At 72.3% G+C, this 26,790-nt stretch carries 23 protein-coding genes; 11 read left to right on the top strand and 12 right to left on the bottom strand.

The window, feature by feature from the left end; all coding sequences use genetic code 11:
• Nucleotides 1-21 precede the first annotated feature (21 nt).
• Complete coding sequence (locus tag CLV68_RS17915; RefSeq protein WP_170224426.1) at nt 22-1,155, bottom strand: site-2 protease family protein; 1,134 nt, start codon at nt 1,153-1,155, stop codon at nt 22-24.
• A gap of 798 nt (nt 1,156-1,953) precedes the next feature.
• Here CLV68_RS17915 and CLV68_RS17920 point away from each other — a divergent pair.
• Nucleotides 1,954-2,802, top strand: a complete 849-nt coding sequence (locus CLV68_RS17920) for a RecB family exonuclease (protein WP_121391989.1) — start codon at nt 1,954-1,956, stop codon at nt 2,800-2,802.
• Here CLV68_RS17920 and CLV68_RS17925 read toward each other — a convergent pair.
• Both CLV68_RS17925 and CLV68_RS17930 read right to left on the bottom strand, forming a co-directional pair.
• On the bottom strand, nt 2,799-3,062 hold the full coding sequence (locus CLV68_RS17925; RefSeq protein WP_121391990.1) for a phosphoribosyl-ATP diphosphatase: 264 nt from the start codon (nt 3,060-3,062) through the stop codon (nt 2,799-2,801). The two genes, CLV68_RS17920 and CLV68_RS17925, sit on opposite strands and share 4 nt — an antisense overlap.
• 44 nt (nt 3,063-3,106) lie before the next feature.
• On the bottom strand, nt 3,107-3,745 hold the full coding sequence (locus tag CLV68_RS17930; RefSeq protein WP_121392368.1) for an HAD family hydrolase: 639 nt from the start codon (nt 3,743-3,745) through the stop codon (nt 3,107-3,109).
• Between the two features lie 227 nt (nt 3,746-3,972).
• Between CLV68_RS17930 and CLV68_RS17935 the strand changes: the two genes are divergently transcribed.
• On the top strand, nt 3,973-4,869 hold the full coding sequence (locus tag CLV68_RS17935) for a PAC2 family protein (RefSeq protein WP_092775483.1): 897 nt from the start codon (nt 3,973-3,975) through the stop codon (nt 4,867-4,869).
• Nucleotides 4,866-5,999, top strand: coding sequence for an MFS transporter (locus tag CLV68_RS17940; RefSeq protein ID WP_121391991.1), 1,134 nt, complete (start codon nt 4,866-4,868; stop codon nt 5,997-5,999). The genes CLV68_RS17935 and CLV68_RS17940 overlap by 4 nt, the downstream gene beginning before the upstream one ends.
• A 42-nt stretch (nt 6,000-6,041) precedes the next feature.
• Here the strand turns inward: CLV68_RS17940 and mshC are convergent, their stop codons facing one another.
• Nucleotides 6,042-7,268 carry a cysteine--1-D-myo-inosityl 2-amino-2-deoxy-alpha-D-glucopyranoside ligase gene (gene mshC / locus CLV68_RS17945; RefSeq protein ID WP_121391992.1) on the bottom strand — a complete coding sequence of 409 codons (1,227 nt, stop codon included), beginning with the start codon at nt 7,266-7,268 and terminating at the stop codon, nt 6,042-6,044.
• Between the two features lie 161 nt (nt 7,269-7,429).
• On the opposite strand from mshC, the gene CLV68_RS17950 reads away from it, so the two are divergent.
• Both CLV68_RS17950 and CLV68_RS17955 read left to right on the top strand, forming a co-directional pair.
• Nucleotides 7,430-8,611, top strand: coding sequence for a S8 family serine peptidase (locus tag CLV68_RS17950; protein WP_121391993.1), 1,182 nt, complete (start codon nt 7,430-7,432; stop codon nt 8,609-8,611).
• Nucleotides 8,608-8,847 carry a hypothetical protein gene (locus CLV68_RS17955; RefSeq protein WP_121391994.1) on the top strand — a complete coding sequence of 80 codons (240 nt, stop codon included), beginning with the start codon at nt 8,608-8,610 and terminating at the stop codon, nt 8,845-8,847. The genes CLV68_RS17950 and CLV68_RS17955 overlap by 4 nt, the downstream gene beginning before the upstream one ends.
• Nucleotides 8,848-8,852: 5 nt before the next feature.
• On the opposite strand, the gene CLV68_RS17960 is transcribed toward CLV68_RS17955, so the two are convergent.
• Together CLV68_RS17960 and CLV68_RS17965 are read right to left on the bottom strand one after the other, a co-directional pair.
• Nucleotides 8,853-9,959: an aminotransferase class V-fold PLP-dependent enzyme gene (locus CLV68_RS17960; RefSeq protein ID WP_170224427.1), complete on the bottom strand. Its 1,107-nt coding sequence runs from the start codon at nt 9,957-9,959 to the stop codon at nt 8,853-8,855.
• A gap of 551 nt (nt 9,960-10,510) precedes the next feature.
• Nucleotides 10,511-11,290 carry an ion transporter gene (locus CLV68_RS17965; RefSeq protein WP_121391996.1) on the bottom strand — a complete coding sequence of 260 codons (780 nt, stop codon included), beginning with the start codon at nt 11,288-11,290 and terminating at the stop codon, nt 10,511-10,513.
• Nucleotides 11,291-11,345: 55 nt separating this feature from the next.
• On the opposite strand from CLV68_RS17965, the gene CLV68_RS17970 reads away from it, so the two are divergent.
• The gene (locus CLV68_RS17970) at nt 11,346-11,981 is read left to right on the top strand and encodes a DUF427 domain-containing protein (RefSeq protein ID WP_246009943.1); all 636 of its coding nucleotides are present in this window, start codon (nt 11,346-11,348) and stop codon (nt 11,979-11,981) included.
• A 1-nt stretch (nt 11,982) separates the two neighbouring features.
• On the opposite strand, the gene CLV68_RS17975 is transcribed toward CLV68_RS17970, so the two are convergent.
• Complete coding sequence (locus CLV68_RS17975) at nt 11,983-12,903, bottom strand: sensor histidine kinase (RefSeq protein WP_121391997.1); 921 nt, start codon at nt 12,901-12,903, stop codon at nt 11,983-11,985.
• A gap of 274 nt (nt 12,904-13,177) precedes the next feature.
• Complete coding sequence (gene hrpA, locus CLV68_RS17980; protein ID WP_121391998.1) at nt 13,178-17,086, bottom strand: ATP-dependent RNA helicase HrpA; 3,909 nt, start codon at nt 17,084-17,086, stop codon at nt 13,178-13,180.
• A gap of 108 nt (nt 17,087-17,194) precedes the next feature.
• On the opposite strand from hrpA, the gene CLV68_RS17985 reads away from it, so the two are divergent.
• Both CLV68_RS17985 and CLV68_RS17990 read left to right on the top strand, forming a co-directional pair.
• The gene (locus tag CLV68_RS17985) at nt 17,195-17,881 is read left to right on the top strand and encodes a response regulator transcription factor (protein WP_121391999.1); all 687 of its coding nucleotides are present in this window, start codon (nt 17,195-17,197) and stop codon (nt 17,879-17,881) included.
• On the top strand, nt 17,878-18,915 hold the full coding sequence (locus tag CLV68_RS17990; protein WP_425454860.1) for a sensor histidine kinase: 1,038 nt from the start codon (nt 17,878-17,880) through the stop codon (nt 18,913-18,915). Before CLV68_RS17985 ends, CLV68_RS17990 begins: the two co-directional genes overlap by 4 nt.
• A gap of 639 nt (nt 18,916-19,554) precedes the next feature.
• Here the strand turns inward: CLV68_RS17990 and CLV68_RS17995 are convergent.
• A complete protein-coding gene (locus CLV68_RS17995) occupies nt 19,555-19,971 on the bottom strand; it encodes a DUF6319 family protein (protein ID WP_121392000.1) in 417 nt (138 codons plus the stop codon).
• 175 nt (nt 19,972-20,146) lie between these two features.
• Here CLV68_RS17995 and CLV68_RS18000 point away from each other — a divergent pair, with 175 nt between their 5' ends.
• Nucleotides 20,147-21,367 (top strand): GAF domain-containing sensor histidine kinase, encoded by a 1,221-nt coding sequence (locus CLV68_RS18000; RefSeq protein WP_121392001.1) that lies wholly within the window; start codon nt 20,147-20,149, stop codon nt 21,365-21,367.
• A gap of 2 nt (nt 21,368-21,369) precedes the next feature.
• Here the strand turns inward: CLV68_RS18000 and CLV68_RS18005 are convergent, their stop codons facing one another.
• The 3 genes from CLV68_RS18005 to CLV68_RS18015 all read right to left on the bottom strand — a co-directional run bounded on the left by CLV68_RS18005 (nt 21,370) and on the right by CLV68_RS18015 (nt 24,194).
• Complete coding sequence (locus tag CLV68_RS18005; protein WP_092775422.1) at nt 21,370-21,756, bottom strand: response regulator; 387 nt, start codon at nt 21,754-21,756, stop codon at nt 21,370-21,372.
• A 36-nt stretch (nt 21,757-21,792) separates the two neighbouring features.
• Entirely contained in the window at nt 21,793-23,013 is a 1,221-nt protein-coding gene (locus tag CLV68_RS18010; protein WP_170224428.1) for an NAD(P)/FAD-dependent oxidoreductase, read from the bottom strand.
• Nucleotides 23,014-23,420: 407 nt separating this feature from the next.
• Nucleotides 23,421-24,194 (bottom strand): enoyl-CoA hydratase/isomerase family protein, encoded by a 774-nt coding sequence (locus tag CLV68_RS18015; RefSeq protein WP_246009944.1) that lies wholly within the window; start codon nt 24,192-24,194, stop codon nt 23,421-23,423.
• 437 nt (nt 24,195-24,631) lie between these two features.
• Between CLV68_RS18015 and CLV68_RS18020 the strand changes: the two genes are divergently transcribed.
• On the top strand, nt 24,632-26,068 hold the full coding sequence (locus CLV68_RS18020; RefSeq protein ID WP_121392003.1) for an SDR family NAD(P)-dependent oxidoreductase: 1,437 nt from the start codon (nt 24,632-24,634) through the stop codon (nt 26,066-26,068).
• A gap of 75 nt (nt 26,069-26,143) precedes the next feature.
• Nucleotides 26,144-26,740: a hypothetical protein gene (locus CLV68_RS18025; protein WP_121392004.1), complete on the top strand. Its 597-nt coding sequence runs from the start codon at nt 26,144-26,146 to the stop codon at nt 26,738-26,740.
• The last annotated feature ends 50 nt before the right edge of the window (nt 26,741-26,790 follow it).

Genomic DNA, 26,790 nt, shown 5'->3' on the forward strand with positions numbered 1-26,790 from the left:
CCGGGCGGGCACCCACCCCGGTCAGCGGGCCCCGTGGTCGCGCAGCGCGGCGTGCAGGTCCTCGCGGCGCAGCACCCCGGACGGGCGCCCCTCGTCGTCGACGACCACGAACTGCCAGGCCGGGGTCTCCAGGACCCGCTCGGCGATCTCCTCGCCCGGTTCGGAGGCCAGCAGCACCGACTCGGGCCGGATGGGCTCGGCGGCGTGCTCGGCGGGCGCGAACGGCGAGTGCGCGGCGAGTTCCCTGGCGGCGATCTCGTCGAGCAACCCGGCCGCGACACCGTCGGCGCGGACCAGCACCACTCCCCTACCAGCCGCGGCGGCGAGCGCGTCGGCGACCGGACTCTCGGCGGGCAACTGCAGCACGGGCCGCACCACGTCGGACAGCAGTAGCCCCTCCGGCCATCCACGACGCTGCTCAGCCGCCAGTTCCCCACCCGCGCCCGCGACCACGAACCAGGCGGTGAGCACGCAGACACCCAGCCGCAGCCACCGGTCCGGGCTCTGCTCGAGAACCCCCCACAGCGCCCACGCGACCAACAACCCCGCGACGGCCCACCCACCGACCACGGCGGCCCTGGTCCCAGCGCCCCGGCGACCGGTGAGCGCCCACACACCCGCGCGCAGCATCCGCCCACCGTCGAGCGGGAGCCCGGGCAGCAGGTTGAACACGGCAACGGCGGTGTTGGCGAAAGCGCACTCGAGCACCAGCAACCACACCGGCCCACCGGCCGGGATGGCCAGCAACGCCAACCCGCACCCACCCGCGAGCACGATCGACACCGCGGGCCCAGCCGCGGCAACCACACCCTCGTGCACCGGCCTGCGCGGGGTCTTGGCGATCTCGGAGAGCCCCCCGAGCAGGAACAACCGCAACCTGCGCACCGGCAAACCGAGTCGGAGCGCCACCACGCAGTGCCCGAGCTCATGTGCCAGCACCGACGCACCAAGGAGAACGGCGAACGCACACGCCAGCAGGACCGAGGTCACCATTGACGCCCCAGGCATCAGGTTCCCGACCAAGGGCGCGTAGAACACCACCACCGCCAACGCCCCGATCCACCAGGACGGGGCCAGCACGACTGGTACACCGCTGTAGCGGAACAGCAACAACCCACCGCCTGCGGCAGGGAGTTGATGTGTGGTACCCGTCACCCCACCCAGCCTATCCGGCCCGGTGTGGGACGGGGGTGATCCCCACCGGGTGACTGGTTGTCCTGGTTGTCCACAGGGTGGTTGCTCGGGCGGCCGGTTCTGTCGGTGCTGCTCGGTAAGCTGTATATCGGGGGCTGCCGTGGGCGGTTTGATCTTGAGCTGGGGGGATCCGGCTCTCGTGCTCGGCTGCGCCATCGACGGTCAACGGCTCGCCTGCGGCATTGCGGTGGGGCGCGAGTTTCGAGCTTTGCTCGATGCGGCGAACTTGTTTTGCGCGGGGCCCCGACAGCACCCGTGGCAGAACCACAAAGCAGGGGCCGAAAAGCAGGCCCTGCCGCGTGGACGACGCTACTGGCACTGCTCCCCCACACAAAACAAGTCCGCCCCATCGAGCAGGGTTGGCACCAGCGGATCCGAGGAGCGCGTGGGGGCCAACGTTGTTCGGGGGCGCGTGTGGGCCAACGCTTGTGAAGGCCGGGTGGAGGCCAATGCCTGTGAGGGGCGCGTAGGGCCAACGTCTGTGGGGGCCGGGTGGAGAACAGCGTTCGTGTGGGGCTGGCGGCCTTGCTGGGCGCCTGCGCGCAGTGCGGTGTCTAGGACTGTCGGTGGTCGACACTAGGGTTGGCGGTCATGGCGACGGACACCGAGCCCATTCCGGTCCAGGCGGCCGAGGTCATTGCGGAGCCAGGGGGCACAGCGAAGCCAGGGAGCGCAGCGGAGCCAAGAGGCACTGCGGAGCCAGGGGCCACTGCGGAGCCAGAGAGCGCAGCGGAGCCAAAGGGCACAGCGGAACAGCCCGTGCGTGGGTCTGGCAGGCGCAGGCCCGCACTCTCCCCCTCCCGCGCGGGTGACTTCAAGCAGTGTCCCCTGCTCTACCGCTTCCGTGCCGTCGACCGGCTGCCCGAGACCCCCACCAAGGCCCAGGTGCGCGGCACGGTCGTGCACGCCGTCCTGGAGCGGCTCTACGCCCTGCCCGCTGCCGAGCGGGTGCCCGGTACCGCGCGGGGGCTGCTCGCGCCGACCTGGGACGAGATGCTGGCGGAGCAGCCCGGGCTCGGTGAGATCTTCGCCGAGGGTGAGGACCCCGGTGAGTGGCTGGCGTCGGCGGAGGGGTTGATCGACGGGTACTTCGAGTTGGAGGACCCGCGGCGGTTGCAGCCGGACGCGTGTGAGCTGCTGGTGGAGACCGAGTTGCCCTCGGGGGTGCTGCTGCGCGGGTACATCGACCGGTTGGACGTGGCGCCGACCGGGGAGATCCGGGTGGTGGACTACAAGACCGGGGCGGCGCCGAGGGAGATCGGGGAGGCCAAGGCGCTGTTCCAGATGAAGTTCTACGCGTTGGCCGTGTGGCGGTTGCGCGGTGAGGTGCCCAGGCAGTTGCGGTTGATGTACCTGGCCGACCGGCAGTCGCTGGCCTACACGCCGGACGAGGCCGAGTTGGCGCGGTTCGAGCGGACGCTGGACGCGATCTGGGCGGCGATCCTGCGCGCGGGCCGGACCGGGGACTTCCGGCCGAACAAGAGCAAGCTCTGCGGGTGGTGCTCGCACCAGGCGCACTGCCCGGAGTTCGGTGGTACCCCGCCGCGGTACCCGGGCTGGCCCGAGCCCGACCCCGGCGAGGAGTCGGCGCTGGACCGGGCCGACTAGAGGTACTTGTAGACGTCGTCGAGGGTGAGGCCGCGGCCGAGCATCAGGACCTGGACGCGGTAGAGCAGCTGGGAGATCTCCTCGGCCAGTTGCGCGTCGGTCTGGTACTCGGCGGCGATCCACACCTCGCCCGCCTCCTCGAGGACCTTCTTGCCCTGCGCGTGCACGCCGTCGTCGAGCGCGCGGACCGTGCCGGAGCCCTCCGGCCTGGTGGTGGCGCGGTCGGTGAGCTCGGCGAACAGCTGGTCGAAGGTCTTCACGCCGGACGATCCTGCCACCAGGCACCCCCCGGGGTGAAACCACCTCACCCGGCGGCCATGACCGCCCGCAGGACGTCGGCGTCCAGGCCGACCAGGGACGTGCGCGGCACCCGGCGCGGCCCGTCCGGCACCGGGACCTCGCAGGGCACGACCAGCACGACGCACCCGGCGGCGACGGCCGAGGTGGTGCCGGTCGGCGAGTCCTCGATCGCCAGGCAGGCGGCCGGGTCGACGCCGAGCAGGGCGGCCGCCCGCAGGTACGGGTCGGGCAGCGGCTTGTTGCGGCCGTCGACCTCGTCGCCGCACACGGTGACGTCGAAGTGGTCGCGGCCGAGGGTGTGCAGGGCCACCTCGGTCAGCTCACGCTCCGTGGAGGTGACCAGCGCGACCGGCAGCCCGGTGGCCCGCACCGCGCGCAGCGCCTCCGGCGCGCCCGGCCGGAACTCCAGCCTGGTCGCGAACAGCTCCCGCATTCGGGCGTTGATCCAGCCCATGGCCTCGCGGATGTCGGCCTCGGTCGGCACCACGCCGATGCCGCCGAAGAGCAGCCCCATGCTGGTGGGGACGTTGCTGCCGACCATCGCGGTCCTGGTCTCGGCCGCCAGCGGGGTGCCCAGCTTCAGCGAGTACTCGCGCAGCGGGATGTCCCACAGCTTCTCCGAGTCGAGCAGGGTGCCGTCCATGTCCCACAGGACCGCGGCGGGCAGGCCATCCACTGTGGACGGTCCGGTCACTGGCGTGCTCCACTCGTGCGACGTCGCGGCGCGCCGGGCGGCGGCCCGGGTCCGGCCGCGGCGTCGCGGCACCACCCCAGCCTACGATCCCCGGCCCGCGATCTCCCAGCCTACGATCTCCGCCGCCGACCCCCTAGCCGTAGGCTTGCCGGGTGACCGACCCGGACCACCAGCAGATGGCGCCCGACCGCGAGCCGACGGCGCGGCAGGAACTCGTCGACCCCGTGCTGGTCGCGGCGTTCGAGGGCTGGAACGACGCGGGCGACGCGGCCAGCACCGCGATCGAGCACCTGCAGCTGACCTGGGACGCGAGCCCGCTGCTGGAGATCGACCCGGACGACTACTACGACTTCCAGGTGACCAGGCCGACCGTGCGCATGGTGGACGGTGTCACGCGGAGGGTGGAGTGGCCGACGACCCGGCTGTACCTGTGCAGGCCGCCTGGGTCCAACCGGGACGTCGTGCTGGTGCACGGCATCGAGCCGAACATGCGGTGGCGCAAGTTCTGCGCGGAGCTGCTCGGCCACATCGAGGAGCTCAACATCACCACGGTGGTGACGCTGGGCGCGCTGCTGGCCGACACCCCGCACACCCGCCCGGTCCCGGTGACCGGCACCGCCTACGACGCGACCTCGGCGGCCCGCTTCGGCCTGGAGCGCTCGCGCTACGAGGGCCCGACCGGGATCGTCGGGGTGCTGCAGGACGCCTGCGTGCGGGCCGGGGTGCCCGCGATCTCGATCTGGGCCGCGGTGCCGCACTACGTGTCGCAGCCGCCCTCGCCCAAGGCGACGCTGGCGCTGCTGCACCGCGTGGAGGAGGTGCTGGACGTGGAGGTGCCGCTCGGCACGCTGCCCGACCAGGCCGAGGAGTGGCAGCAGACGGTCAGCGAGATGGCCGAGGAGGACGAGGACGTGCGCAACTACGTGCGCGCCCTCGAGGAGCGCGGCGACGCCGAGGACACCCTCAACGAGACCAGCGGTGACGTGATCGCCGCCGAGTTCGAGCGCTACCTGCGCAGGCGCAGGCCCGGTCCCGGCCGCGGCGGGTCAGGCCCGGGGCCGACCGGGGTGTGAACCGCGGCGTCACCGTCGCGCTGTACGCGGGCGGGTTCCTCGGTCCGTTCGCGGGCGGCATCACCACCTCGATGCTGCCGGAACTGGGGGCCGACTTCGGGGTGTCGACGCAGGTCGCGTCGTACTCGCTGACGGCGTACCTGGTGCCGTTCGCGGCGTTGATGCTGTTCTCCGGCACGCTGGGGGCCCGGTGGGGCGCCGGGCGCAGCGTGCGGGTCGCGTACCTGGTGTATGTCGTGTCGTCGGCGGCCTGCGCGCTGGCCTCGACCTACCCGCAGTTCCTCGCCGCGCGGGCCGTGCAGGGCGGGGCGAACGCGTTCACCACTCCCCTGCTGCTGGCCGCCATCGCGACCGTGACGCCCCCGGAGCGGCTGGGGCGGGCGCTGGGCCTCTACGCGTCGTTGCAGGCCGCTGGGCAGACCAGCGCGCCGCTGCTGGGCGGGGTGGCCGCGGAGGTCGACTGGCGGTGGGCGTTCGCGGGGGTCGCGGTCGTGTCGGCGGGTCTGGCGCTGGCGGGCTTGCCGGAGCAGATGCGCGAACCGCAGCGCACCCACTCGACGTTGCGGTCGGCGTGGCGGCCCCACGTGCTGAAGGCCGGTTGGCTCGCCATGGTCGGTTGGGCCTGCCTTGGCGGTATGTCCGTATTGCTCGCTTTGCGGGCAGAGGAGACCTTCGGCCTTAGCGCTGCCGAGCGCGGGTTGGTGCTGACCGGGTTCGGTGTGGTCGGTCTGCTCTCGGCAAGGCCGGTGGGGCGGGCGATCGACCGGATCGGGGGTCGGCGCGCGGTGTTGATCGGGTCGGTCGCGGGCGCGGTGCCGGTCGCGTTGGTGGGGACGCTGAACTGGCTGCCCGCGGTAGCGCTGCTGTGGGCGCTCACCGGCATCTCGGCGCAGTTGGTGCTAACAGGAGTCAACTCGCTGGTGTTGGGCGGGGACGGTCCTAACCGGGCGGGAGCGGTGTCGGTGGTGCAGTCGTTGCGGTTCACCGGCGCCGCGGTGTCACCTTTGGCGTTCACCCCGCTGTACCAGGTCGAGTCCTGGCTGGGCTTCGTCGTGCCCGCGGTGTTCGTGTCCACCTCGGCCGTGCTGCTGCTGGGCAGGCGACGGGCGCGGGACGAGCCGGTCCCCTGACGCGACGGGTGCCGCGCCAGGGGACCGGAGTCACGGGAACCGCTAGAGCGCGATCCCGAGGAGAGCGTCCACAGCGTCCCGGACGGCCTGTGGCGCGTCCCGGTCCGTGCCGCCCTGGCTCGCCCAGGCATCGATGGCGGCCAACGCGCCGGGGGTGTCCAGGTCGTCGGCCAGGTGGTCGCGCAGCCGGGCGATGACGTCCGCGGCGGGGGCGCCGGTGGCCGCGTCGACCGCGGCGCGCCAGCGGGCCAACCTGGCCTGCCCCTCGGTGAGCACGGCGTCGGCCCAGGACCGGTCCTGGCGGTAGTGGCCGGAGAGCAGGCCGAGCCGGACCGCCATCGGGTCGACCTTGTCGGCGCGCAGCCGGGACACGAACACCAGGTTGCCGCGGGACTTGGACATCTTCTCGCCGTCGAGGGCGATCATCGCCGAGTGCGTGTAGTGCCGGGCGAACGGGTGCTGGCCGGTCAGCGCCTCGGCGTGCGCGGCGCTGTACTCGTGGTGCGGGAAGATCAGGTCCGACCCGCCGCCCTGCAGGTCGAAGGTGATCCCGAGCCGGTTGAGCGCGATGACGCTGCACTCGATGTGCCAGCCGGGACGGCCCGGGCCCAGTTCGCTGTCCCACCTGGGCTCGCCGGGGCGCGCGGCGCGCCACAGCAGCGCGTCGAGCGGGTGCCGCTTGCCCGCGCGGTCCGGGTCGCCGCCGCGCTCGGCGAAGAACCGGTTCATCGTCGGTTCGTCGTAGTTGGACTCGGAGCCGAACCGGCCGGTCGCGGTGTGGTCGAAGTAGACGTCCGGGAACTCGGGGTCGTCCACCCGGTAGGCGGTGCCGTCGGCGATGAGCTTGGCCACCGCGGTGACGATCTCCGGGATGGACTCGACCGCGCCGACGAACTCGCGCGGCGGCAGCACCCGCAGCGCGACCATGTCCTCGCGGAACAGCGCGGTCTCGCGCATGCCGAGCACCACCCAGTCGTCCCGGTCGCGCTCGGCCCGCTCCAGCAGCGGGTCGTCGATGTCGGTGACGTTCTGCACGTAGTGGACGTCGTGGCCGTTGTCGAGCCACTGCCGGTGCACCAGGTCGAAGGCCAGGTAGGTGGCCGCGTGCCCCAGGTGCGTCGCGTCGTAGGGGGTGATCCCGCAGACGTACATCGTCGCGGTCGGGCCGGGGGCCGTCGGCCGGACCTCCCCCGCGGCGGTGTCGTAGAGCCGCAGCGGCCGGGGCGTGCCTGCTACCCGCGGCACCGGGTGGGATTGCCAGGTCTGCATGACTCCGACAGTAAACGTCCCGGCCGCACCCGCGGGTGTGTGCCACGGGGTGGACGGTGCGCGGACCCGAACACCGTGGGCCAAACGTGTGACGCCCGTTACACCCACCCGGTGTTGGCGATCACCCTGTACAGGGGGCCTGTGCGCGGAGAGGGGCGGAGATGACCAATCCCGACGAGGAGAACGGCACCACGGGTCGGTTCCTGGTGCTGCTGGAGGACGGCGCGGTCGAGGCGGGCACGCGCGAGCTGAACCGGATCGCGGGGCTGCTGACGGCCAGCACCGCGGAGGCGGCCGGGGCCGAGTTCCCCGGTCCGGACGGGCTGGTGTTCGACCGGCTCGGGGTCGCGGTAGTCACCGCCGACCCCGACCAGCTCGCCGCGCTCACCAGCGCGGTGGACGCGCCGGGGCCGATCGCGGCGCTGGAGGCGGAGCGGCGGGTGTTCGCGATCAGCGCGGCCGCCGAGGAAGCGGCACCGGGGCCGCAGGTGGACGAGTCGGTGTTCACCTGGGGACTGCAGGCGGTCGGCGCGAACAAGTCGAAGGCCACCGGGGCCGGGGTGCGGGTCGCGGTGCTCGACACCGGGTTCGACGCCGAGCACCCGGAGTTCGCTGGCCGGGCGATCACCACGGCGTCGTTCATCGACGGCGAGACCGTCGCGGACGGCCACGGGCACGGCACGCACTGCATCGGCACGGCGACCGGGCCGCGGGCACCGGGCGGCGGCGCGGGCTACGGGGTGGCGTACGAGGCGGAGATCTTCGCGGGCAAGGTGCTCAGCAACGCCGGGTCCGGCTCCGACGGCGGCATCCTGGCCGGCATCGCGTGGGCGGTGTCGAACAACTGCCAGGTCGTGTCGATGTCGCTGGGCGCGGCGGTGCGGCCGGGCACCCCGTACTCGCAGACCTACGAGCGGGTGGCGAGCCGGGCGCTGGCGCAGGGCACGCTGATCGTGGCGGCTGCGGGCAACGAGTCGCGGCGGCAGGAGGGTCGGATCAACCCGGTCGGGCACCCGGCGAACTGCCCGTCGGTGCTGGCGGTCGGCGCGATCGACGTGGCGACCGCGCTGGGCTGGTTCTCCTGCGGCACGGTCGACCTGGTCGGCGCGGTGGACGTGGTGGCGCCCGGGGTGGACGTGTACTCGTCGTGGCCGCGGCCGAAGAACCACAACCGGATCAGCGGCACCAGCATGGCGACCCCGCACGTGGCCGGGGTGGCGGCGCTGATCGCGCAGGCCACCGGGGCGCGCGGGTGGGAGCTGTGGGCGCGGCTGCACCAGGCGGCGCGCCGGTTGCCGCTACCCTCGGTCGACGTGGGTGCTGGTGTGGTGCAGGCTCCGTGAGTGTCCCGGTGCTGGTGATGGTCGACGACGGCGCGCTCGGCGGGCTGACGGCGGTGGTGGCGGCGTTGGAGTCGGCCGGGATGCGGGTGGACCGCGTCCTGCCGGAGATCGCCACCATCACCGGCGCGGCCGAGCCGGGCGTGTTCGCCGCCCTGCGCGCGGTGTCCGGTGTGGACAGCGTGGAGCGCGCGGGGCCCGGGTTCTCCATCCCGCACCCCGGCAAGGGCGTGCAGTAGCGCCGCTAGCGGCCCTCGGCGACCGCGTCGGCGAGGGCCTCGAACCCGGCCTCGGTGTTCGCGATCGTGGCACCTAGGCGGAAGTAGCCCTGGCCGCCGTAAAAGTGCACGGCCACCTCGATGTTGTGGCGGGTGCTGAGTTCGTCGTAGTACGCCAGGGCGTCCTCGGGGCTGGTGACCCAACCTTCCGGCAGTGGCACCAACCGCATCAGGGGCGCGTGGTGCGAGCCGACCTGTCCGTTGGCGCCTAGAGCATCCGCGACGATCCGGACGCCCTTGTCCAACAGTCGAGCGCTGGCGTCAACGGCATCCCATCCGCCTACCTCGCGCCAGAAGCCCAACGCCTCCGGCAACGCCATCCACGCCGAGTAGTCCAACGTGCCCGCGTGATCGAACCAGCGCGGGAAGCCGAGCGGGTGCTCGAAAGACGGCACCAGGGGCCGGATCCGGTCGCGCCACTGCTCGGCGATGTACAACGCGGCGGTGGTCCGCGCCGCGTAGGCCCACTTGTGGAAGTTGCCCGCCCAGAAGTCCGCCCCGGTGTCCGCGGGCCGCTGCCGCAGATGCCCCGGCACATGCGCCGCGTCAACCAACACCGGCACGCCATGTTCGTGGGCCAGCGCCACGACCCGCTCGACCGGTAGGACCAACGCGCTGATCGAGGTGATGGCGTCAACGATCACCAGCTTGGTAGTGGGCCGCAGCCCTTCCGCGAACGCCGCGACAACCTCGTCGGGGGTGGCGGTGATCGGGAACGACACCTGCCGCACCTCGGCCCGGTCTTGGGCAGCGAGCAACGCGGTCGGGTAACCGTGATCGGACACCAGGATCTCGTCCCCGTCGCCGAACGGGATGGACGCGAGGACGGTCGCCACAGCCTCGGTGGTGTTACGCACCAGCACGATCCCGTCGGAGCCAAGGAACTCAGCCCCCGCCTCCCTGGCCCGCGCCACCAGCGGAATCGTCTCAACCCGGTGGAACCGCATGGGATTGCTCTCGGCCCGCGACGCGTACCGCGCCCTGGCCCCAGCGACCGCCCGGGGGACGATGCCCACCGCACCGGGGTTGAGGTAGTGGATGGCCGGATCCAGGTGGAAGCGCTCATCGGTCACCAGACCATCATGGCAGCGCCCACCGACCTGCGGCAGCAACGACCAGAACCACGACAGAGACCTGCGATGGCAACAGCCCCGCCCCGCAGCGACCACCGGTCCGGGGCGGCACCGATCACGGGCGCGACGGAGTGATCGCGGTTCTGAGTTGGCAGCGAACGAAAAGCTGCCCCGGGCCGTCGTGGCATCGATCAAGGATGTCACGGTGCGACCTGGGGGTGCGCGGTGGCAGCAGCCACCGAGCGTCGTGATCAGGGGCCGTGCGGCGGCGATCAGGACCCGTGGCAGCGATCTCGGCCCGCGACGGCAACGGTCCCGATCTGACGCGGCAACGACCGCCTGCCTGGGACGGTGACGATCAACGGGGGCGCAGAAGCGATCACGAACCGGCCGAGGGCGCCACCAAGCCGCCACGGGAGCCACCAGAGGCTTGGCGGCGGCGATCACGGGGCATGGTGGCAGCAGCCGAGAGTCCGTGCGGACAGCAGTCACCGAGTGGTCGCAGGAGCGATCAGGGGTGGCAGCAGCTCACGGGACACGGGTGGCGGCGATCACCGGTCTGGCGGCTCCGGGTCGGGGAGGTTGCGGTGGGCGTCGGCGTGGACGGCGGTGCGGATTTGTTCGATGTTCTCGCGGAGGAGGTCGGAGATGAGTTCGTCGGTGCGGGGGTCGGCGAGCATCTCCAGTAGGACGCGGAGGGTGGCGTCGGTGACGGAGCCGACGATCTCGTCGTGGAAGGGGACTCGGCGCAGGAGTCCGGCCTGGGGGTCTTGGCGGATCTTCTCCAGGACCATGGCGCGGATCTCGGCGCGGTTCTCCTCCAGGGCGCTGGCCAGGTTCCGCGCGTAGTGACCGGTGCGCAGGACGGAGGCGACCTCCTCCAGCACGGCCACGGTCAGCGGTTTCCTCACCACGTCGATCAGGACGCCGCCGAAGCGGGCCATCGCGCGGTGCGCCAGTTCCTCGCCGACCGACCGGTCCACCGGGCGCCGCAGCCGGGTCAGCTGCACGCCGATGCGGACCACGCGCAGCAGCCGGAAGGCCCGCAGCGCCACGTGCGCCACCGGGATCATGCCGACCAGGTCGTACCAGTTGACCAGCACGAACCGCCGCGTGAACCCGACCGCGGCCCACCGCCACAGGAACTCGACGGCGAACACCGCGCACAGCCCCCGGTCGACCCAGAGGATCACCCTGACCTGCTCGACCGGCGGGTGCCAGAACGCCCGGTAGACCAAGAGGCCGACGGCGAGCACCGCCAACAGGAGCATCGCCCAGTCATCCACCGAGACGCGGTGCTTGCGCGGCCCGACCCCCGGGTTGATGACCATGACAGAAACCTCCCACGCCCCGGTGCGGGCGGCCACTCGCGGGTACTTTCGCCCCATGCCCCTGCGTGTCGAACGGTCACCGAAGCGAGTCCGCGCCTACCGCGACGGCGCACTCGTCGTCGACTGCCCGCGTCCACGGCTGGTCTGGGAGCGGGTGTACCCGACGTACTACTTCCCCGTCGCCGACGTGCGGGCCGAACTGGTGCCGCCCGGGGCTCTGCGGGTCGCCGACGAGCCGGAGCTGGCCGGGCTGGCGCGGGTCGCCTGGGAGTCGATGGACGAGTGGTTCGAGGAGGACGAACCGGTCTACGTGCACGCCAGGGACCCGTACACGCGGGTGGACGTCCTGGCGTCCTCCCGGCACGTGCTCGTGGAGGTCGCCGGGACCGCGGTCGCGTCGTCGCGCCAACCCCGGATCCTGTTCGAGACCGGTCTGCCCGCCCGGTACTACCTGCCCCTGCACGACATCCGCCTCGACCTGCTGCGGCCGTCCCGCACCACGACCATGTGCCCGTACAAGGGAACGGCCACCTACTGGCACGTGCTCGTCGACGGCACCCTGCACGAGGACCTCGTGTGGAGCTACCGCTCGCCGCTGCCCGAGAGCCAGAAGATCGCGGGCCTCGCCTGCTTCTACACCGAACGCGCCACCGTGCTCGTCGACGGCGCGCCCGCCGGGGTCGACCGCTAGGTCAGCGGCGGACGTGCAGCCGGACGAAGGTGCCCCGCGGCTGCTGGGAGCGGATGGTGACGAGGTCGCAGAGCTGGTTGGCCAGCCAGACACCCCGACCGCCCTGGACCGACGGGAGCGGGGCGACGCGGCCGACGAGCGGGTTGGTGATGTGGCCGCTGTCGGTGATCTCGCAGACGAGGGTGTCGCCGTCGGTCCACAGCCGCAGGGTGCCGCGTTCGCCGCCGTGGCAGATGCTGTTGGTGACGATCTCGTTGGTGGCGAGGGTGAGGTCGAGCGCGCGGCCGCGGGGCAGGCCGAACTGCTTGGCGCGGACGGCCACCAGGTCGCGCAGCTCGGGCAGGTCGTCGAGGCAGAAGTGGACCATGTCGCTCACCTCGGCCGGGGCGGGCAGGTCCGCGGCGAACCGGTCGTGGGCGTAGCCGTGGTCGAAGACGGGGCTCACCGCGCGGGTGCCGTCGGTGACCACCGGGTGGGTGTGCGCGACCGCGGCGAGCAACTCCGGCGGCAGGGCCGTGCCGTCGAACAGGCAGCGCAGGCGCAGCGCGGTCGCCTCCTCGAACGCCAGGTTGACCAGGGCCTCGTGCAGCACGACCTCGGCGTGGTCGGCGGCGGCGCGCCCCGGCCACGCCGACTCGGCGACGCCGCGGACCGGGCGATCACCGACCTCGGCAAGGTGCGCGCGCATCGCCGGGATGAGCCGGGCCGGGTTGCGACCCACCTCGCACGCGTCGACGTAGCTCACCTCGTCGGCGAGGTCGCCCAGCGACTCGCGCAGCAGTTTGGTGCCCTGCGGCGGCAACACGGCGAACACCGCCTCGCCCGCCAGCACCCCGTCACGGGTGAACCCGGCGGCCGCGTCGACATAGGTCGGTTCGTCGCGGTAGACCAGCGCCTCGTGGGCGAAACCCGGTGCGTTCATGCGGTCACGTCCTCGAACCGGGGGGTCGGGGGGACCGGGTGCCCACCGCCCAGGGGAGTTGGAGTCGAGGCGAATCCTACCCGTGCCCGCCACCCCGAGCGACCACCACGCCACGGCCCGCCAGTCGGGTGATCTCGCGGCCCAACCCCACCGGGACGCCCGTTCCCCCAGGTCGCGGTTGTCCACACCGCCGGTGCCGCACCGCTGGTCCGTCCCACCGCTGATCCATCCCACGCTGATCCGTTCCACTCGGGGGCCAGGCAGCGGAACACGCTCAGGGGCGCAGCGCCTCGATGGCCTTGAGGATGCGTTTGTCCGACACCGCGCCGGAAGTGCCGAGGGTCTGGGCGAAGTAGCTGACCCGGAGTTCCTCGATCATCCACCAGATCGCGCGGACCTCAGGGGTCTCCCGCGCGCTGGGCCGCAGGTCCTCCACGGCCCCGTGGTAGGCGTCCTCCAGGTCCTGGACCGTGTGCATCCAGGCCCGGTCCCGGTCCGGCCGCTCCGGCAGCTTGTCCAGGCGCCGGTCGATCGCGCGCAGGTAGCGCTCCACGTCCGGCAGCCGCTCGACGCCGGTGGCGGTCACGAAACCGGGGAACACGAGCCCGGCCACCTGTTCCCGGATGTCGCGCAACGGGTCCACGAAGATCGGCCCGCGGGTCCGCGCCAGCCGCGCCTGGACCTCGTTCCACGCCAGCACGACCTTGCGGACCCGGTCGAGCACGTCCACCGTGGTCTCGTTCAACGACCGGCGCACCGAGTCGCGCAGCGCGGTGAACCCGGCCTCGGTCCACGCCGGTCCCCCGGCCCCGGTCATCAGGTGGTCCACCGCGGCGTCCACGCAGTCCGCCAGCAACGCCGGTACGCCGCCGTGCGGGTTGTGCGACAGCGCCAACTTGGCCTGGTTGGACAGGGAGCGGATGACGAACTTGGTCGGGGCAGGCACGTTCAGCAGCAGCAGGCGCCGGGTGCCGGTCCACATGGCGGCGCGTTGGTCGGTGGCGGTGTCCAGCATCCGGACCGCGACCGTCGCGCCCTCGTCGACCAGGGCCGGGTACGCGGTGACGACCAGGCCGTTCTGCTCGGTGCGGGCGACCTTGGGGAGGCTGTCGATCGTCCACGAGGTGAGGCCGGTCTTCTCCAGGTCGACCGTCGCCTCGGCCAGGGACGCGCGCAGTTGGGACTTCAGCTGGTCCTTGAGCGCCACCAGGTCCTTGCCCTGCGCGAGGGTCTTGTCCCCATCGACCACCTGGAACGTGGTGCGCAAGTGATCCGGTACCGCTGAGAGTTGCCACGCGTCACGCGGGATCACGACGCCCGTCAACGCCCGCAACTCACGACCGATGGCCTCGGGCAGCGACTCCTCCTCCGCCCCCAGGCGCCGGACGACGGCGCGCGCGAAGTCGGGGACCGGGACGAAGTTGCGGCGCAAGGGCTTGGGCAGCGAGCGGATCAGCGCCGTGACCACTTCCTCGCGCTGGCCGGGGACCTGCAACGAGAACCCGTCGCCGTCGAGTTGGTTGAGCACCGCGATCGGGATCCGCGCGGTGACCCCGTCGTCGGCGCGACCGGGTTCGAAGCGGTAGGTCAGCGGTAACGTGAGGCCCCGCTGGCTCAGCGCGTCCGGGAAGTCCTGCTCGCGCACGTCGGCGGCGGAGTCGTTGAGCAGCATGGACTTGGCGAAGGTCAGCAGCTCCGGCGACTCGTGCCTGGTCTTCTTCCACCAGCTGTCGAAGTGCCTGCCGGAGACGACCTCGGCCGGGACGCGCTGGTCGTAGAAGGCGAACAGGGTCTCGTCGTCGACCAGGATGTCGCGGCGGCGGGCGCGGTGCTCCAGCTCCTCCACCTCGCGCAGCAGGGCGCGGTTGTCGCGGAAGAAGTGGTGCCTGGTCTGCCAGTCCCCCTCGACCAGCGCGTGCCGGATGAACAGCTCGCGCGACATCTCCGGGTCGATCCGTCCATAGTGGACCTTCCGGTCGACCACGAGCGGCAGCCCGTAGAGCGTGACCCGCTCGGTCGCCACCACCGAGCCCTGGCGGGCCTCCCAGTGCGGCTCGCTGTAGGTGTGCCTGACCACGTGCGCGGCGAGCGGCTCGACCCACTCCGGTTCGATCCGGGCGCAGATCCGCCCCCACAGCCGGGTCGTCTCGACCAGCTCCGCCGCGACCACCCAGCGCGGCGGCTTCTTGAACAGCGCCGAACCGGGGAAGACGGCGAACTTCGCGTTGCGGGCGCCGATGTACTCCTTGCCTGCCGGGTCGCGGAAACCGATGTGCGACAACAGGCCCGACAGCAGCGCGATGTGCACGTTGCGCGGTTCGGCGGGGACCTCGTTCGGCGTGACGCCCAGCTGCTTGGTCACCTGCCGCAGCTGCGAGTGGATGTCCTGCCACTCCCGGATGCGCAGGTAGTTGAGGAACTCGGCCTTGCACTGCTTGCGGAACCTGTTGCCGGACAGCTCCTTCTGCTGCTCCCGCACGTACTGCCACAGGTTGAAATAGCTGACGAAGTCCGAGTCCGGGTCGGCGAACCTGGCGTGCTTCTCCGCGGCCGCCTGCTGCTTGTCCTGCGGCCGCTCGCGGGGGTCCTGAATGGACAGCGCGGCGGCGATGACCATGACCTCGGTGACGCAGCCCGCCTTGTCCGCCTCGATGACCATCCGGCCCAGCCGCGGGTCGACCGGGAGCTGGGCGAGGTCGCGGCCCAGCGGGGTCAGCCGCTTGGCCGGGTCCTTCTCCGCCGGGTCGAGCGCGCCGAGTTCCTGCAGCAGCTGCACGCCGTCGGCGATGTGGCGGCGGTCGGGCGGGTCGATGAACGGGAAGTCCGCCATCTCGCCCAGGTCCGCAGCGCTCATCTGCAGGATCACCGACGCGAGGTTGGTGCGCAGGATCTCCGGGTCGGTGAACTCGGGGCGGGCGAGGAAGTCGTCCTCGGAGTAGAGCCGCACGCAGATGCCGTCGGAAGTGCGGCCGCAGCGGCCCTTGCGCTGGTTGGCCGACGCCTGCGACACCGGCTCGATCGGCAGCCGCTGCACCTTGAGCCGGTTGCTGTAGCGGGAGATCCGCGCGGTGCCCGGGTCGACGACGTACTTGATGCCCGGCACCGTCAGTGACGTCTCGGCGACGTTGGTGGCCAGCACGACCCGACGACCGCCGTGCGCCTGGAACACCCGGTGCTGCTCGGCGCTGGAGAGCCGCGCGTACAGCGGCAGGATCTCGGTGCCGCGCAGGTTCCGCCCGGCCAGCGCCTCGGCGGTGTCGCGGATCTCGCGCTCGCCGGAGAGGAACACCAGGATGTCGCCGGGGCCCTCCGCGCACAGCTCGTCGACGGCGTCGAGGATGCCCTGGGTCTGGTCGCGGTCCGGGTCGGCGTCGGGGTCGTCCTGGTCGACCAGCGGCCGGTAGCGGACCTCGACCGGGTAGGTGCGGCCGGAGACCTCGACGATCGGGGCGTCGCCGAAGTGCCGGGAGAAGCGCTCCGGGTCGATGGTCGCCGAGGTGATCACGATCTTGAGGTCCGGCCTGCTCGGCAGCAGCCTGGCCAGGTAGCCCAAGAGGAAGTCGATGTTGAGGCTGCGCTCGTGCGCCTCGTCGATGATGATCGTGTCGTACGCCGAGAGCAGCCGGTCGTTCTGGATCTCGGCGAGCAGGATGCCGTCGGTCATCAGCTTCACCAGGGTGCGGTCGCCGACCTGGTCGGTGAACCGGACCTTCCAGCCCACCGCCTCGCCCAGCGGCGAGCCCACCTCCTCGGCGACCCGCTCGGCGACCGTGCGCGCGGCGATCCGGCGCGGCTGGGTGTGCCCGATGAACCCGCGCACGCCCCGGCCGAGCTCCAGGCAGATCTTGGGCAGCTGGGTGGTCTTGCCCGACCCGGTCTCCCCCGCGACGATCACCACCTGGTTGTCGCGGATGGCGGCGAGGATGTCATCGCGCCGTTGGCTGACCGGCAGTTCCTCGGGGTACTTCAGCGCGGGGACGGCCGCGCGGCGCTTGGCGACCCGCGCGCGGGCGACCTCGACCTCCTCGGCGACCTTGGCCGCGGCGGCCTGCCTGCGTTTGGGGTCCCTGGTCTTGCGCAGACCGTCGAGCCTGCGGGCCAGCCGCCGCTCGTCGCGCAGCATCAGCTCCGGCAGGGCGGCGCGCAGGTCGGCCAGGCCGACCGGGGTGTCGGTGGTGCTCATTTGCCCCCCAGCCTAGGCAATGGGGCCCGCGGTCCTCACCTCGGTTTCCCCAGTTCCCGCCGCCCACCTGCACACAACCTCCACACGCCGTGCCTAGAGTCACCCCACATGGGGAACAGGCGCCGGGTACTGGTGGTCGAGGACGAGCACACGATCGCCGAGTCGATCGCCGCCCGGCTGCGCGCCGAGGGCTACGACGTCGACCTCGCCCACGACGGTCCCGCCGGGGTCGACGCCGCCGAGCGGACCCGGCCGGACCTGGTCGTGCTGGACGTGATGCTGCCCGGGTTCGACGGGCTGGAGGTGTGCCGCCGGGTGCAGGCGCGCCGCCCGGTCCCGGTGCTGATGCTGACCGCGCGCGACGACGAGACCGACCTGCTGGTGGGCCTCGGGGTCGGCGCCGACGACTACATGACCAAGCCGTTCTCGCCGCGTGAACTGGTGGCCAGGGTGCACGCGCTGCTGCGCAGGGTCGAGCGGGCCGGGCAGGGCGAGCCGGGGCAGGCGCCGACGGTGGTCGGCGACCTGGAGGTGGACGCGGTGCAGCGGCGGGTGCGGCGGGCCGGGGTGGAGGCGCACCTGACGCCGATCGAGTTCGACCTGCTGGCCTACCTGGCGGCCAGGCCGCGCGCGGTGCAGCCCAGGGAGCGGCTGCTGGCCGAGATCTGGGGCTGGGGCGACGCGGCGGGCACCCGCACGGTCGACAGCCACGTCAAGGCGCTGCGGCGCAAGCTGGGGCCGGACCTGATCCGCACCGTGCACGGGGTGGGGTACGCGCTCGAGGTGGCCGGGTGAGCACCGCGCGGAGCCGGGCGCTGGCCGTGCTCGAACTGCTGCCGCGGCCGCTGGACCCGGTGCGGTCGATGAAGCTGAAGATCAGCATCCTGCTGGTCGCCTCCGGGACGGCCGGCCTGGCCTACTTCTGGGCCGACGTGGGCTGGATCCCGGCGTCCACCTCGGTCACCGCCATCGTCGGCGCGGTCGCGGTCTCGCAGATCCTGGCGCACGGCATGACCAGGCCGCTGCGCGACATGACCGCCGCCGCAGGCGCCATGGCCAGGGGCGACTACTCGCGCCGGATCCGGGTCACCGCCCGCGACGAGGTCGGCGACCTTGGCCGGGCGTTCAACCGGATGAGCGCCGACCTCGAGGCCGCCGACCGCAACCGCCGCGAACTGATCGCCAACGTCTCGCACGAACTGCGCACCCCGATCGCGGCGTTGCAGGCGGTGCTGGAGAACGTCGTGGACGGCGTGAGCGAGCCCGACCCGGCGACCATGCGCACCGCGCTGGCGCAGACGGTCCGGCTGAGCCGCCTGGTGACGGAGTTGCTGGACCTGTCGCGGATCGACGCGGGCGCGCACCCGCTGCTGCGGGAGCCGATCGAGGTGGTGCCGCTGCTGGCCGAGGTGGTCGCGGAGGCGGAGGTGAACGCGGTCGCGGTGGGCAGGTCGGTGCGGTTCACCACGACGGTCGCCGCCGACGCGGTCACGGTGTCGGCCGACCGGGAACGGCTGCACCAGGTGCTGGTGAACCTGCTGGACAACGCCGTGCGCCACGGCCCACCGGACGGCCGGGTGTGGGTGACCGCCGCCCGCTCCCCCGCGGGCATCCTGCTGGAGGTCCGCGACGAGGGCCCCGGCATCGCCCCCGCCGAACGCGACCTCGTCTTCCGCCGCTTCACCCGAGGCGAGAAAGCCCGCGGCGGCGGCACCGGCCTCGGCCTGTCCATCGCCCGCTGGGTCGTCGACCTGCACAACGGCACCATCGCCGTGGTCGACTCGACCCACGGCTGCCGCATCCGGGTCACCCTCCCCTTCCAACCCTGAGCTGCCGATCCGCCCACACCGAGCGCGCTCGGTGGTGCCGCTTCGGGTACCGAGCCACTGCGCGCTTGTCCACTGTGGACGTTCATCGGGAGTGTCGGGGCCTTGTCGATCTCCACCCGGACGACTTGCTCCGGCGCAGCCACCCCGACATGCCCTACACCCTCCCGACCAGGCGTTTCCCGGGCTGCGCCACCTTCACATTCACCCGTTCCAGCGACAGAAGTTATCCACATGTGGATCTTGGGCGGCCTGTTTCAAGATCTTCTGTCGGGGGGTGCCGATAGACTGGCACTGGGACGCCCCCCGGTGTGGGTGGGGGCTGGGCAGGGTCGGGACCGCGTGCGCGCGAAGCGGCTTGGGTGGGGTAGGAGGGCTTGCTCAGCGCGGCAGCTGGGGCCGGGACCAGAAGGCTTGCTCAGCGCGGCGACCGGGACAGGACCAGAAGGCTTGCCCAGCGCGGCGACCGGGACAGGACCAGAAGGCTTGCTCAGCGCGGCGGCCGGGGTTGAGCCCGTGTTGGCTGGGTGTGGCCAGGAGTCGGCCGAGATTTCGCCCCTAGGGGGCCGGGGGATCCGTGTGCCGGGAATGCGAAGGGCCGCCCACCCGCGAGGGGTGGACGGCCCGGTGACGCCGGGGTTGTCAGCCCTCTTGGAGGTCCGCCAAGGCCGCCTTCACCTTGGACAGTTCCGCCTCGAGCTCCTCCATCCGCGCGCGGTGCTGCTCGCGCGCGGTGTCGAGGACGGCCTCGATGGTCTTCGAGATGTCCTCGTGCAGCTCGGCCGCCGCGCGGGACACGGCGGCGGCGGGGACCTGCAGGCCCTGCAGGATCCGCTTGCCGCCCTGGCTGAGCTCGGCCTGCCACTCGCCATCGGCGGTGCCGGTGACGGTGAGGGTCAGCTCGACGGTGCGGGTCTTCTTCGCCGTGCTCTGGGCGCGCGGCACCCTCGGCTTCTTGGTCGGCGGCTCCGCGACGGCAGGCTGCTCAGGCGCGGCGGCGGGGGCCGACGACTCGGTCGCCACGGTCTCCGCCTGCTCGGTCTCGGTCTCGGTGGACAAGATCCACTCCCTCTCACGACGCGTGGTGAATCCGGTGAATTAGAACACTCGTTCGCCTGGTGTGGATCGCCGGGTCGGGTAGCGGCCGGTGTCACTCGATCGGGCGCATCTGCGGTCGCGAGGTGAAGGGCCTGGTCAGGGCCTCGATACTCGGTGGTGGCGAGGGAGGGTGCGCGTGTCCGGTGCTGGCTGGGACTCCGAGATCCAACGGCTGGCCGCGGTGAAGGCGCTGCGGCTGCTCGACACCCCGCGCGAGGAGCGGTTCGACCGGATCACCCGGCTCGCCCAGCGGCTGCTCGACGTGCCGATCGCGCTGGTCAGCCTGGTCGACGTGGACCGGCAGTGGTTCAAGTCCTGCGTCGGCCTCGATGCCGAGCAGACCCACCGCAGCGTGTCGTTCTGCTCCCACGCCATCGCCGAGCCGACGCTGATGGAGATCCCCGACGCCACCCTCGACCCGCGCTTCGCCGACAACCCGCACGTCGTGGGCGACCCGCACATCCGGTTCTACGCGGGCCAGCCCATCGCGGCCCCGTCCGGGCACCTGGTCGGCACGCTGTGCGTGGTCGGCACGGAGGTCCGCCACCTCGACGACGCCGAGCGCGAGTGCCTGCGCGACCTGGCCGCGTGGGTGGAACTGGAGTGCGCGGTCGTGCAGGCCACCCAGTGGGAGCGCGACACCGTGCGGGCCAGGACCGACTTCGTCTCCGTCGTCAGCCACGAGTTGCGCACCCCGCTGACCTCCATCAGCGGCTCGCTGGAGCTGGCCATGTCCGGCGACTTCGGCGACCTCGACCCCAGGGTGCGCGACCTGGTCGGCATCGCCTCGCGCAACGCCGACCGGCTGGTGCGGATGTCCTCCGACGTGCTCGACCTGCACCACATGCGCAAGGGCGATCTGCGGCTGCGCTTCGACCGGGTGTCGCTCGCCGAGGTGGTCGACCACGCGGTGCAGTCGGTGGCGCACGCCAGCCGCACCGGCCAGGTCCCGGTCGTGGTCGCCTGCCCCGAGTCGCTGCACCTGCGCGGCGACGCCGACCGGCTGGTGCAGGTGCTGACGAACCTGCTGGCCAACGCGGTCCGGGTGTCGGAGCCGGGTACGAAGGTGGAGGTGGCGGCCGAGCGCGCGGGCAACTGGACCACCATCACCGTCCGCGACCATGGGCCGGGGATCCCGCCGGACCGGCTCGCGGCGATCTTCGAGCCGTTCGTCCAGTTCGAGGTCCCCGCCCAGCGCCGGGCGGGCAGCGCGGGCCTGGGGCTGGCGATCACCCGCGGCATCGTCGAGGCGCACGGCGGCACCATCAAGGCCCTCTTGCCCCCTGGCGGCGGCAGCGTCTTCGAGGTCGTTGTCCCTGCCGACGGACCCCAAGACGAGGACCGTCCGTGGTGGTAGCCCTACCAGCCGAGGATGAGCGCTACCTCCGCGCCGATGCGACGCGGGTCGAAGGGCTTCGACAGGACCGCGGCCGCGCCTAGAGCACACAGGCGTTGGTTGAGGTCAGGCTCAGCGGCGCCGGTCACGAACACGACGGGCACCGCGCACGTGTCAGGGTCGGCGCGCAACGCCGCGAGCACGCCGGGTCCGTCGAGCTCGGGCATGTCCACGTCGAGCAGCACCGCGTCCGGGGCCTCGTCGCGGCACCGGCGCAGCGCCTCCACCCCCGAGGTCACCGCCTGCACGTCCCACCCCTGGTAGGTGGTCAGGCACATCTCCATCAGGTCGACGAGGTCCTGGTCGTCGTCGACCACCAGCACTCGCATTGCTCGCTCGGGCGCGGCCATCCCCACATTGTGCGGGCAGGGCGGCGTTCCGGCAGCTCACCGCGCCGCACGCACCGCCGCCGCCGCTCGCCTGCCCGACACCATCGCGCCCTGGATCGACGGGGTGTCGCGGTGGTCGCCGCACACGTAGACGCCGTCGCCGAGCGCGACCGGCTTGCGCAACGGTCCGGTGTGGACGGGTAGCGCTTCCGGGACCCGGCAGGTGCGCACGTGCAGCCAGGACGTGGTGTCGCGGTGGTACATCGCCGCCAGGTGGGCGCGGACCGCGGGCTCGCCGGGGTCCTCGGTGCCCAGGACGGTCGACGACACCAGGGTCCCGCCCGGCGCGTACTCGGGCGCGGTGTTGGTCAGCACGACGCTGTTGACCACCGGCCCCCGCCGCGCGCCGTCGACCACGATGGCGGCCTCGGCGACGGGCGGGAAGTCCGCGAGGTGGTAGTAGGTGAGGCACCCGCGCATCCGCGGCGCCGGGATCCGCCCACCGGACAACGCGTGCGCGGCCGAGCCGTCGACCGCCACGACCACGTGCCGCGCGGTGACCGTCCCGAACTCGCCGGTGACCCGTCCCGGGTGGACCTCGCGGATCGGGTAGCTGTAGCGGATCGCGTCGGTCGGCAGCGACGCCGCCAGCTGGTCCGGGACGGCGCGCATCCCCGCCGCGGGAACGCCGACCGTCCCGCGCGCGAACGACCGCACCACGAACTCGGCGAACCGGCTGGGGACGGTCAACTCCGGGTCGAGGAACACCCCGGACAGGAACGGCAGCACGAACCGGTCGTACAGCGGCCCGGTGATCCCGTAGTCGGCCAACCGCACCCGGAACGGCCGGTCGTCGCGCTCCCGCAGGGTTTTCGCAGGCGCCGCCGCCAACGCCGCCGCGTACGCCCCGAGCATCATCTTCCTGGCCAACGACCCGACCGGCGCCCGCAACGTCGCCCGCAGCGCGCCGGGTTCGCGCACCGGATCGGCCATCAGGTGCAACCCGGTCTCGTCGCTGACCAACGCCCCCGGCAGGAACGGCCTCAGGTCCAACGCGTCGAGGTCGAGCAGGTCCCGCACGGCCGGGTAACCGGCGTTGAGCACCTGGAACCCCCGGTCCAGCAACAACCCCTGCACCCGGTCGGTCCGAACCCGACCCCCCGGCGCCTCGTCCGCCTCCACGACCACGACCTCGCGCCCGGCCTCCACCAGGACCCTGGCCGCCGTCAACCCGGCCAACCCGGCCCCCACCACCACGATGTCGGTCTCCGTCGCCACGCCCGCCACCGTACCCAGCCCACCCCGGTCCCCGTTCCGTCCGACACGGACGCCGAGCCGACCTGGTCTTCGCCGGGTCGATGATCGGGTCGGTGGCCGGGCCGGGTGCCGGACCGGCGGGCGGATGGGTGACTGGATCGGTGGCTGGATCGGTGGCTGGATCGGTGGTCGGGCCAGCAGCCGGGTCCGGCGCCGGACCGGTGGTCGGATCGGCGGCCGGGCCAGGTGCCCAACCGGTGGCCGGACCAGCGGCCGGATCGGGCGCCGGATCGGCGACCGGGCCAGTGACTGGGTCAGGTGCCGAACCGGCCGGACCCGGTGCCAGGTCGGTGCTAGCTCGGCGGCCGGATCGGTGACCGGGTCAGTGGGCAGACTCGGCGGCCGGGTCGGTGGGTGCGGCGGGCGGGTCAGTGGCCGGTGAAGGTGGCTCGGCCGGGGCCGTCGGCCAGGAAGGAGCGGACGCCCTCCTGGAGGTCGGCGGTGTCGTAGAGGGCGGCGGCGGTGGCGGTGGTGTGGGCGGTGGCCTGGGGGACGCCGCCAGCCTCGAAGTGGCGCAGGAGGGACTTGGTGGCGGCGTGGGCGCGGGTGGGTCCGTCGGCGAGGAGGGTGGTGTAGGAGAGGGCGGCGTCGGCGAAGCCCGCCTCGGGGAAGACCTCGTTGACGACGTTCCAGGCGTGCAGGGTGTCGGCGTCGTACTTGTCGCCGGTGAGCACCATCTCCTTGGCCCTGGCCACCCCGGCCCTGGCAGCGAGGCGCTGGGTGCCGCCCATGGTCGGGGTGAGCCCGATGACGCTCTCCACCAACCCGAACCGCGACTCCTCGACCGCCAACAACAGGTCACACGCCAACGCGACCTCGAACGCCCAGGTCAGGCACAACCCGTGCGCGGCGAACACCGTCGGACACCCCAACGCCGCGATCCGCTCCGGCAACTCCAACATCACGTCGAACAGCGCCTTGGCCTCCACCACCGACCGCTGCGCCGCGAACAACGCGACATCAACCCCACCACTGACGATGTTCCCCGCGGCCCTGACCAACACCGCCCGCGCAGGCCGAGCCTCGATCTCGTCCAACGCCACCGCGAAGCTCTCGTGCAACTCCACCGTGTAGAGGTTCAACGGCGGACTATCGATAGTCAGCACGGCAACCCCACCGACCCGCTCCAACACCACACCCACCACGAACTCCCTCACATCGACCGGCCCGGCCCTATGGCTATCACGCCCCACCCACCCCCGCCGGACGCCGAACACACCGCTCGCCGCACCCGCGCTGAACCAGCCCCAGAAGCCCCTGCCCCTCCACTTCCCCTCTCCTGCCCTCCTTCCCTCCCCGCTCCTGCCCACCCTTCCCTGTTCCTGCCTTCCCTTGCCTTCCCCTGCCCACCCCTCCCTGCTCTTGCCCTCCCTTGCCCCTCCTCTTCCCTGCTCCTGCCCTGCCCTCCCCGCCATTCGCCCTCCCCGCCCTCGCTCCGCCCGCCATCCGCCCGCCATCCCCCACCTCTACCCACTATCCAGATAGCTGTATGCCCATCCTCAGACCCCGTTGGTGAGGCCGTGCACCGGCCGGTCGGGGGCCACTTCTACAGTGGGGGTTCACCGAAGTGGGGATGGGTATGGCGGAGGACGGCGTGGGGATCGACCCGGGGCGGTTGCGGGAGTGCCTCGCGGTGTTGGCCGAGGTCGACGGGTTGCCGCCGGAGCACCCGGATGCGGTGGCGGTGCGGCGGGCCACGGCGCGGATCTTCAAGGAGGTCCGCAAGCAGCGCAGGGCGCAGCGGCGGGCGGCGGTCACGGCGGCCGATGACGCGGTCACCGCGGCGACGGCGACCGGCGCGCCCAACCGGATCGACGACGAGACCCAGGGCATCCCGCTCGTCTCGTCCGCCCCCGGCGCGACCGCGGGCACCCTGCTGCGGGCGCGCGCCTGCTACACCTGCAAGCGCCGCTACCACGACGTCGACGCCTTCTACCACCAACTCTGCCCCGAGTGCGCGGCGCTGAACCGGTCCAAGCGCGACGCGCGGGCCGACCTCACGGGGCGTACCGCGCTGCTCACCGGTGGTCGCGCCAAGATCGGCATGTACATCGCGCTGCGGCTGCTGCGCGACGGCGCGCACACCACGATCACCACCCGGTTCCCGCGTGACGCCGTGCGCCGGTTCGCCGCGATGCCGGACTCGGGTGACTGGCTGCACCGGCTGCGCGTGGTCGGCATCGACCTGCGCGACCCGGCCCAGGTGGTCGAACTGGCCGACACCGTCGCCGCGCGCGGCCCGCTGGACATCCTGATCAACAACGCCGCGCAGACGGTCCGCCGCTCCCCCGGCGCGTACGCCCCGCTGGCCGCCGCCGAGAACGACCGGCTGCCGTCGGGGCCGCTGCCCGAGGTGATCACCCTGGGCGCGGCGAGCGCGGCGCACCCGGCCGCCCTGATCGGCACCGGCGACAACACCCCGCACGAACTGCACCCGCTGACCGCGCTGGCCCTCACCGCCGGGTCGGCGAGCCCGGACCGGATCGCCGCGAACACCGCCATCGACGCCGGTGGGCTGGTGCCGGACCTGCACGAGGTGAACAGCTGGACGCAGCGGGTGCACGAGGTCGACCCGCTGGAGCTGCTCGAGGTGCAGCTGTGCAACCAGACCGCGCCGTTCATCCTGGTGAGCAGGCTGCGGCCCGCGATGGCGGCGGCGCGGGCGCGGCGCAAGTACGTGGTCAACGTCTCGGCGATGGAGGGCCAGTTCAGCCGCGCCTACAAGGGCCCCGGGCACCCGCACACGAACATGGCCAAGGCCGCGCTGAACATGCTGACCCGCACCAGCGCCGAGGAGATGCTGACCGACGGCATCCTGATGACCGCGGTCGACACCGGCTGGATCACCGACGAGCGCCCGCACCCGACCAAGCTGCGGTTGGCCGACGAGGGTTTCCACGCCCCGCTCGACCTGGTCGACGGCGCCGCGCGGGTGTACGACCCGATCGTGCGCGGTGAGGCGGGCGAGGACGTCTTCGGTTGCTTCCTGAAGGACTACGCGCCCTCGGCCTGGTAATTCCCCTGCCGCCGCAACCTCTTTCGCACCAACACGTCTTTGTGGACAAGAAGACGGGGCGAGAGGGTGGGGACGATGAACAAGCGGGCACTGGGTGGTTTAGTCATCGGAGCGGTGTTGGCGGCAGGCGCGGTGGGGTGCACCTCGGTGCAGGCGGCCGACTCGCTGCCGACGGTGGGGACGACCTCCGCCAAGCCGACGCCGACCTCGGCCGAGTCGGGATCGGACACCCCCGACGACTCGGGTGAGACGTCCGCGGCGACCGGCACGCGCAAGCCGACCACGTCCGCGAAGCCGACCACCACGCACAAGACCACCACCACGACGACCTCGGCGAAACCGGTCACCACCGGCGCGAAGATCGTCAGCTTCACCGTGGTCAGCAAGCCCGCGTGCCCGGTGCTGGCCAAGCCGGGCGCCCCGTTCTCCTCCCCCGGCGCGCCGGTGGTGATCGCGTGGAAGGTGACCGGCGCCGACGGCGCGGCGATCTCCGTGGACAGCCCCGGGATGTACGGCTCGTACGGCAGCGACTACGCCGCCTCGGGCCAGTTGGAGCTGTCCTTCCCGTGCGACACCACGCCGGGCAAGACCACGCACACGTACACCGTGTGGCCCAAGGGCGCGAAGACGGTGTCGCAGTCGCTGACCGTCAGCGCGACCAACAACACATGAGCACCATCCACAGTGGACCAAAACCGGCACGGGTGAACCGCGCCGGAACG

Source organism: Actinokineospora cianjurensis (assembly GCF_003663795.1).
GTDB classification, from domain to species: Bacteria; Actinomycetota; Actinomycetes; order Mycobacteriales; family Pseudonocardiaceae; genus Actinokineospora; species Actinokineospora terrae.

What these genes read in the sequence shown, in the direction of transcription:
- CLV68_RS17930 (WP_121392368.1), bottom strand. Translation starts at nt 3,745, where the DNA reads ATGGACGGCACCCTGCTCGACTCGGAGAAGCTGTGGGACATCCCGCTG.
- CLV68_RS17935 (WP_092775483.1), top strand. Translation starts at nt 3,973, where the DNA reads ATGGCGCCCGACCGCGAGCCGACGGCGCGGCAGGAACTCGTCGACCCC.
- mshC (WP_121391992.1), bottom strand. Translation starts at nt 7,268, where the DNA reads ATGCAGACCTGGCAATCCCACCCGGTGCCGCGGGTAGCAGGCACGCCC.
- CLV68_RS17950 (WP_121391993.1), top strand. Translation starts at nt 7,430, where the DNA reads ATGACCAATCCCGACGAGGAGAACGGCACCACGGGTCGGTTCCTGGTG.
- CLV68_RS17965 (WP_121391996.1), bottom strand. Translation starts at nt 11,290, where the DNA reads ATGGTCATCAACCCGGGGGTCGGGCCGCGCAAGCACCGCGTCTCGGTG.
- CLV68_RS17970 (WP_246009943.1), top strand. Translation starts at nt 11,346, where the DNA reads ATGCCCCTGCGTGTCGAACGGTCACCGAAGCGAGTCCGCGCCTACCGC.
- CLV68_RS17975 (WP_121391997.1), bottom strand. Translation starts at nt 12,903, where the DNA reads ATGAACGCACCGGGTTTCGCCCACGAGGCGCTGGTCTACCGCGACGAA.
- hrpA (WP_121391998.1), bottom strand. Translation starts at nt 17,086, where the DNA reads ATGAGCACCACCGACACCCCGGTCGGCCTGGCCGACCTGCGCGCCGCC.
- CLV68_RS17985 (WP_121391999.1), top strand. Translation starts at nt 17,195, where the DNA reads ATGGGGAACAGGCGCCGGGTACTGGTGGTCGAGGACGAGCACACGATC.
- CLV68_RS18005 (WP_092775422.1), bottom strand. Translation starts at nt 21,756, where the DNA reads ATGGCCGCGCCCGAGCGAGCAATGCGAGTGCTGGTGGTCGACGACGAC.
- CLV68_RS18020 (WP_121392003.1), top strand. Translation starts at nt 24,632, where the DNA reads ATGGCGGAGGACGGCGTGGGGATCGACCCGGGGCGGTTGCGGGAGTGC.
- CLV68_RS18025 (WP_121392004.1), top strand. Translation starts at nt 26,144, where the DNA reads ATGAACAAGCGGGCACTGGGTGGTTTAGTCATCGGAGCGGTGTTGGCG.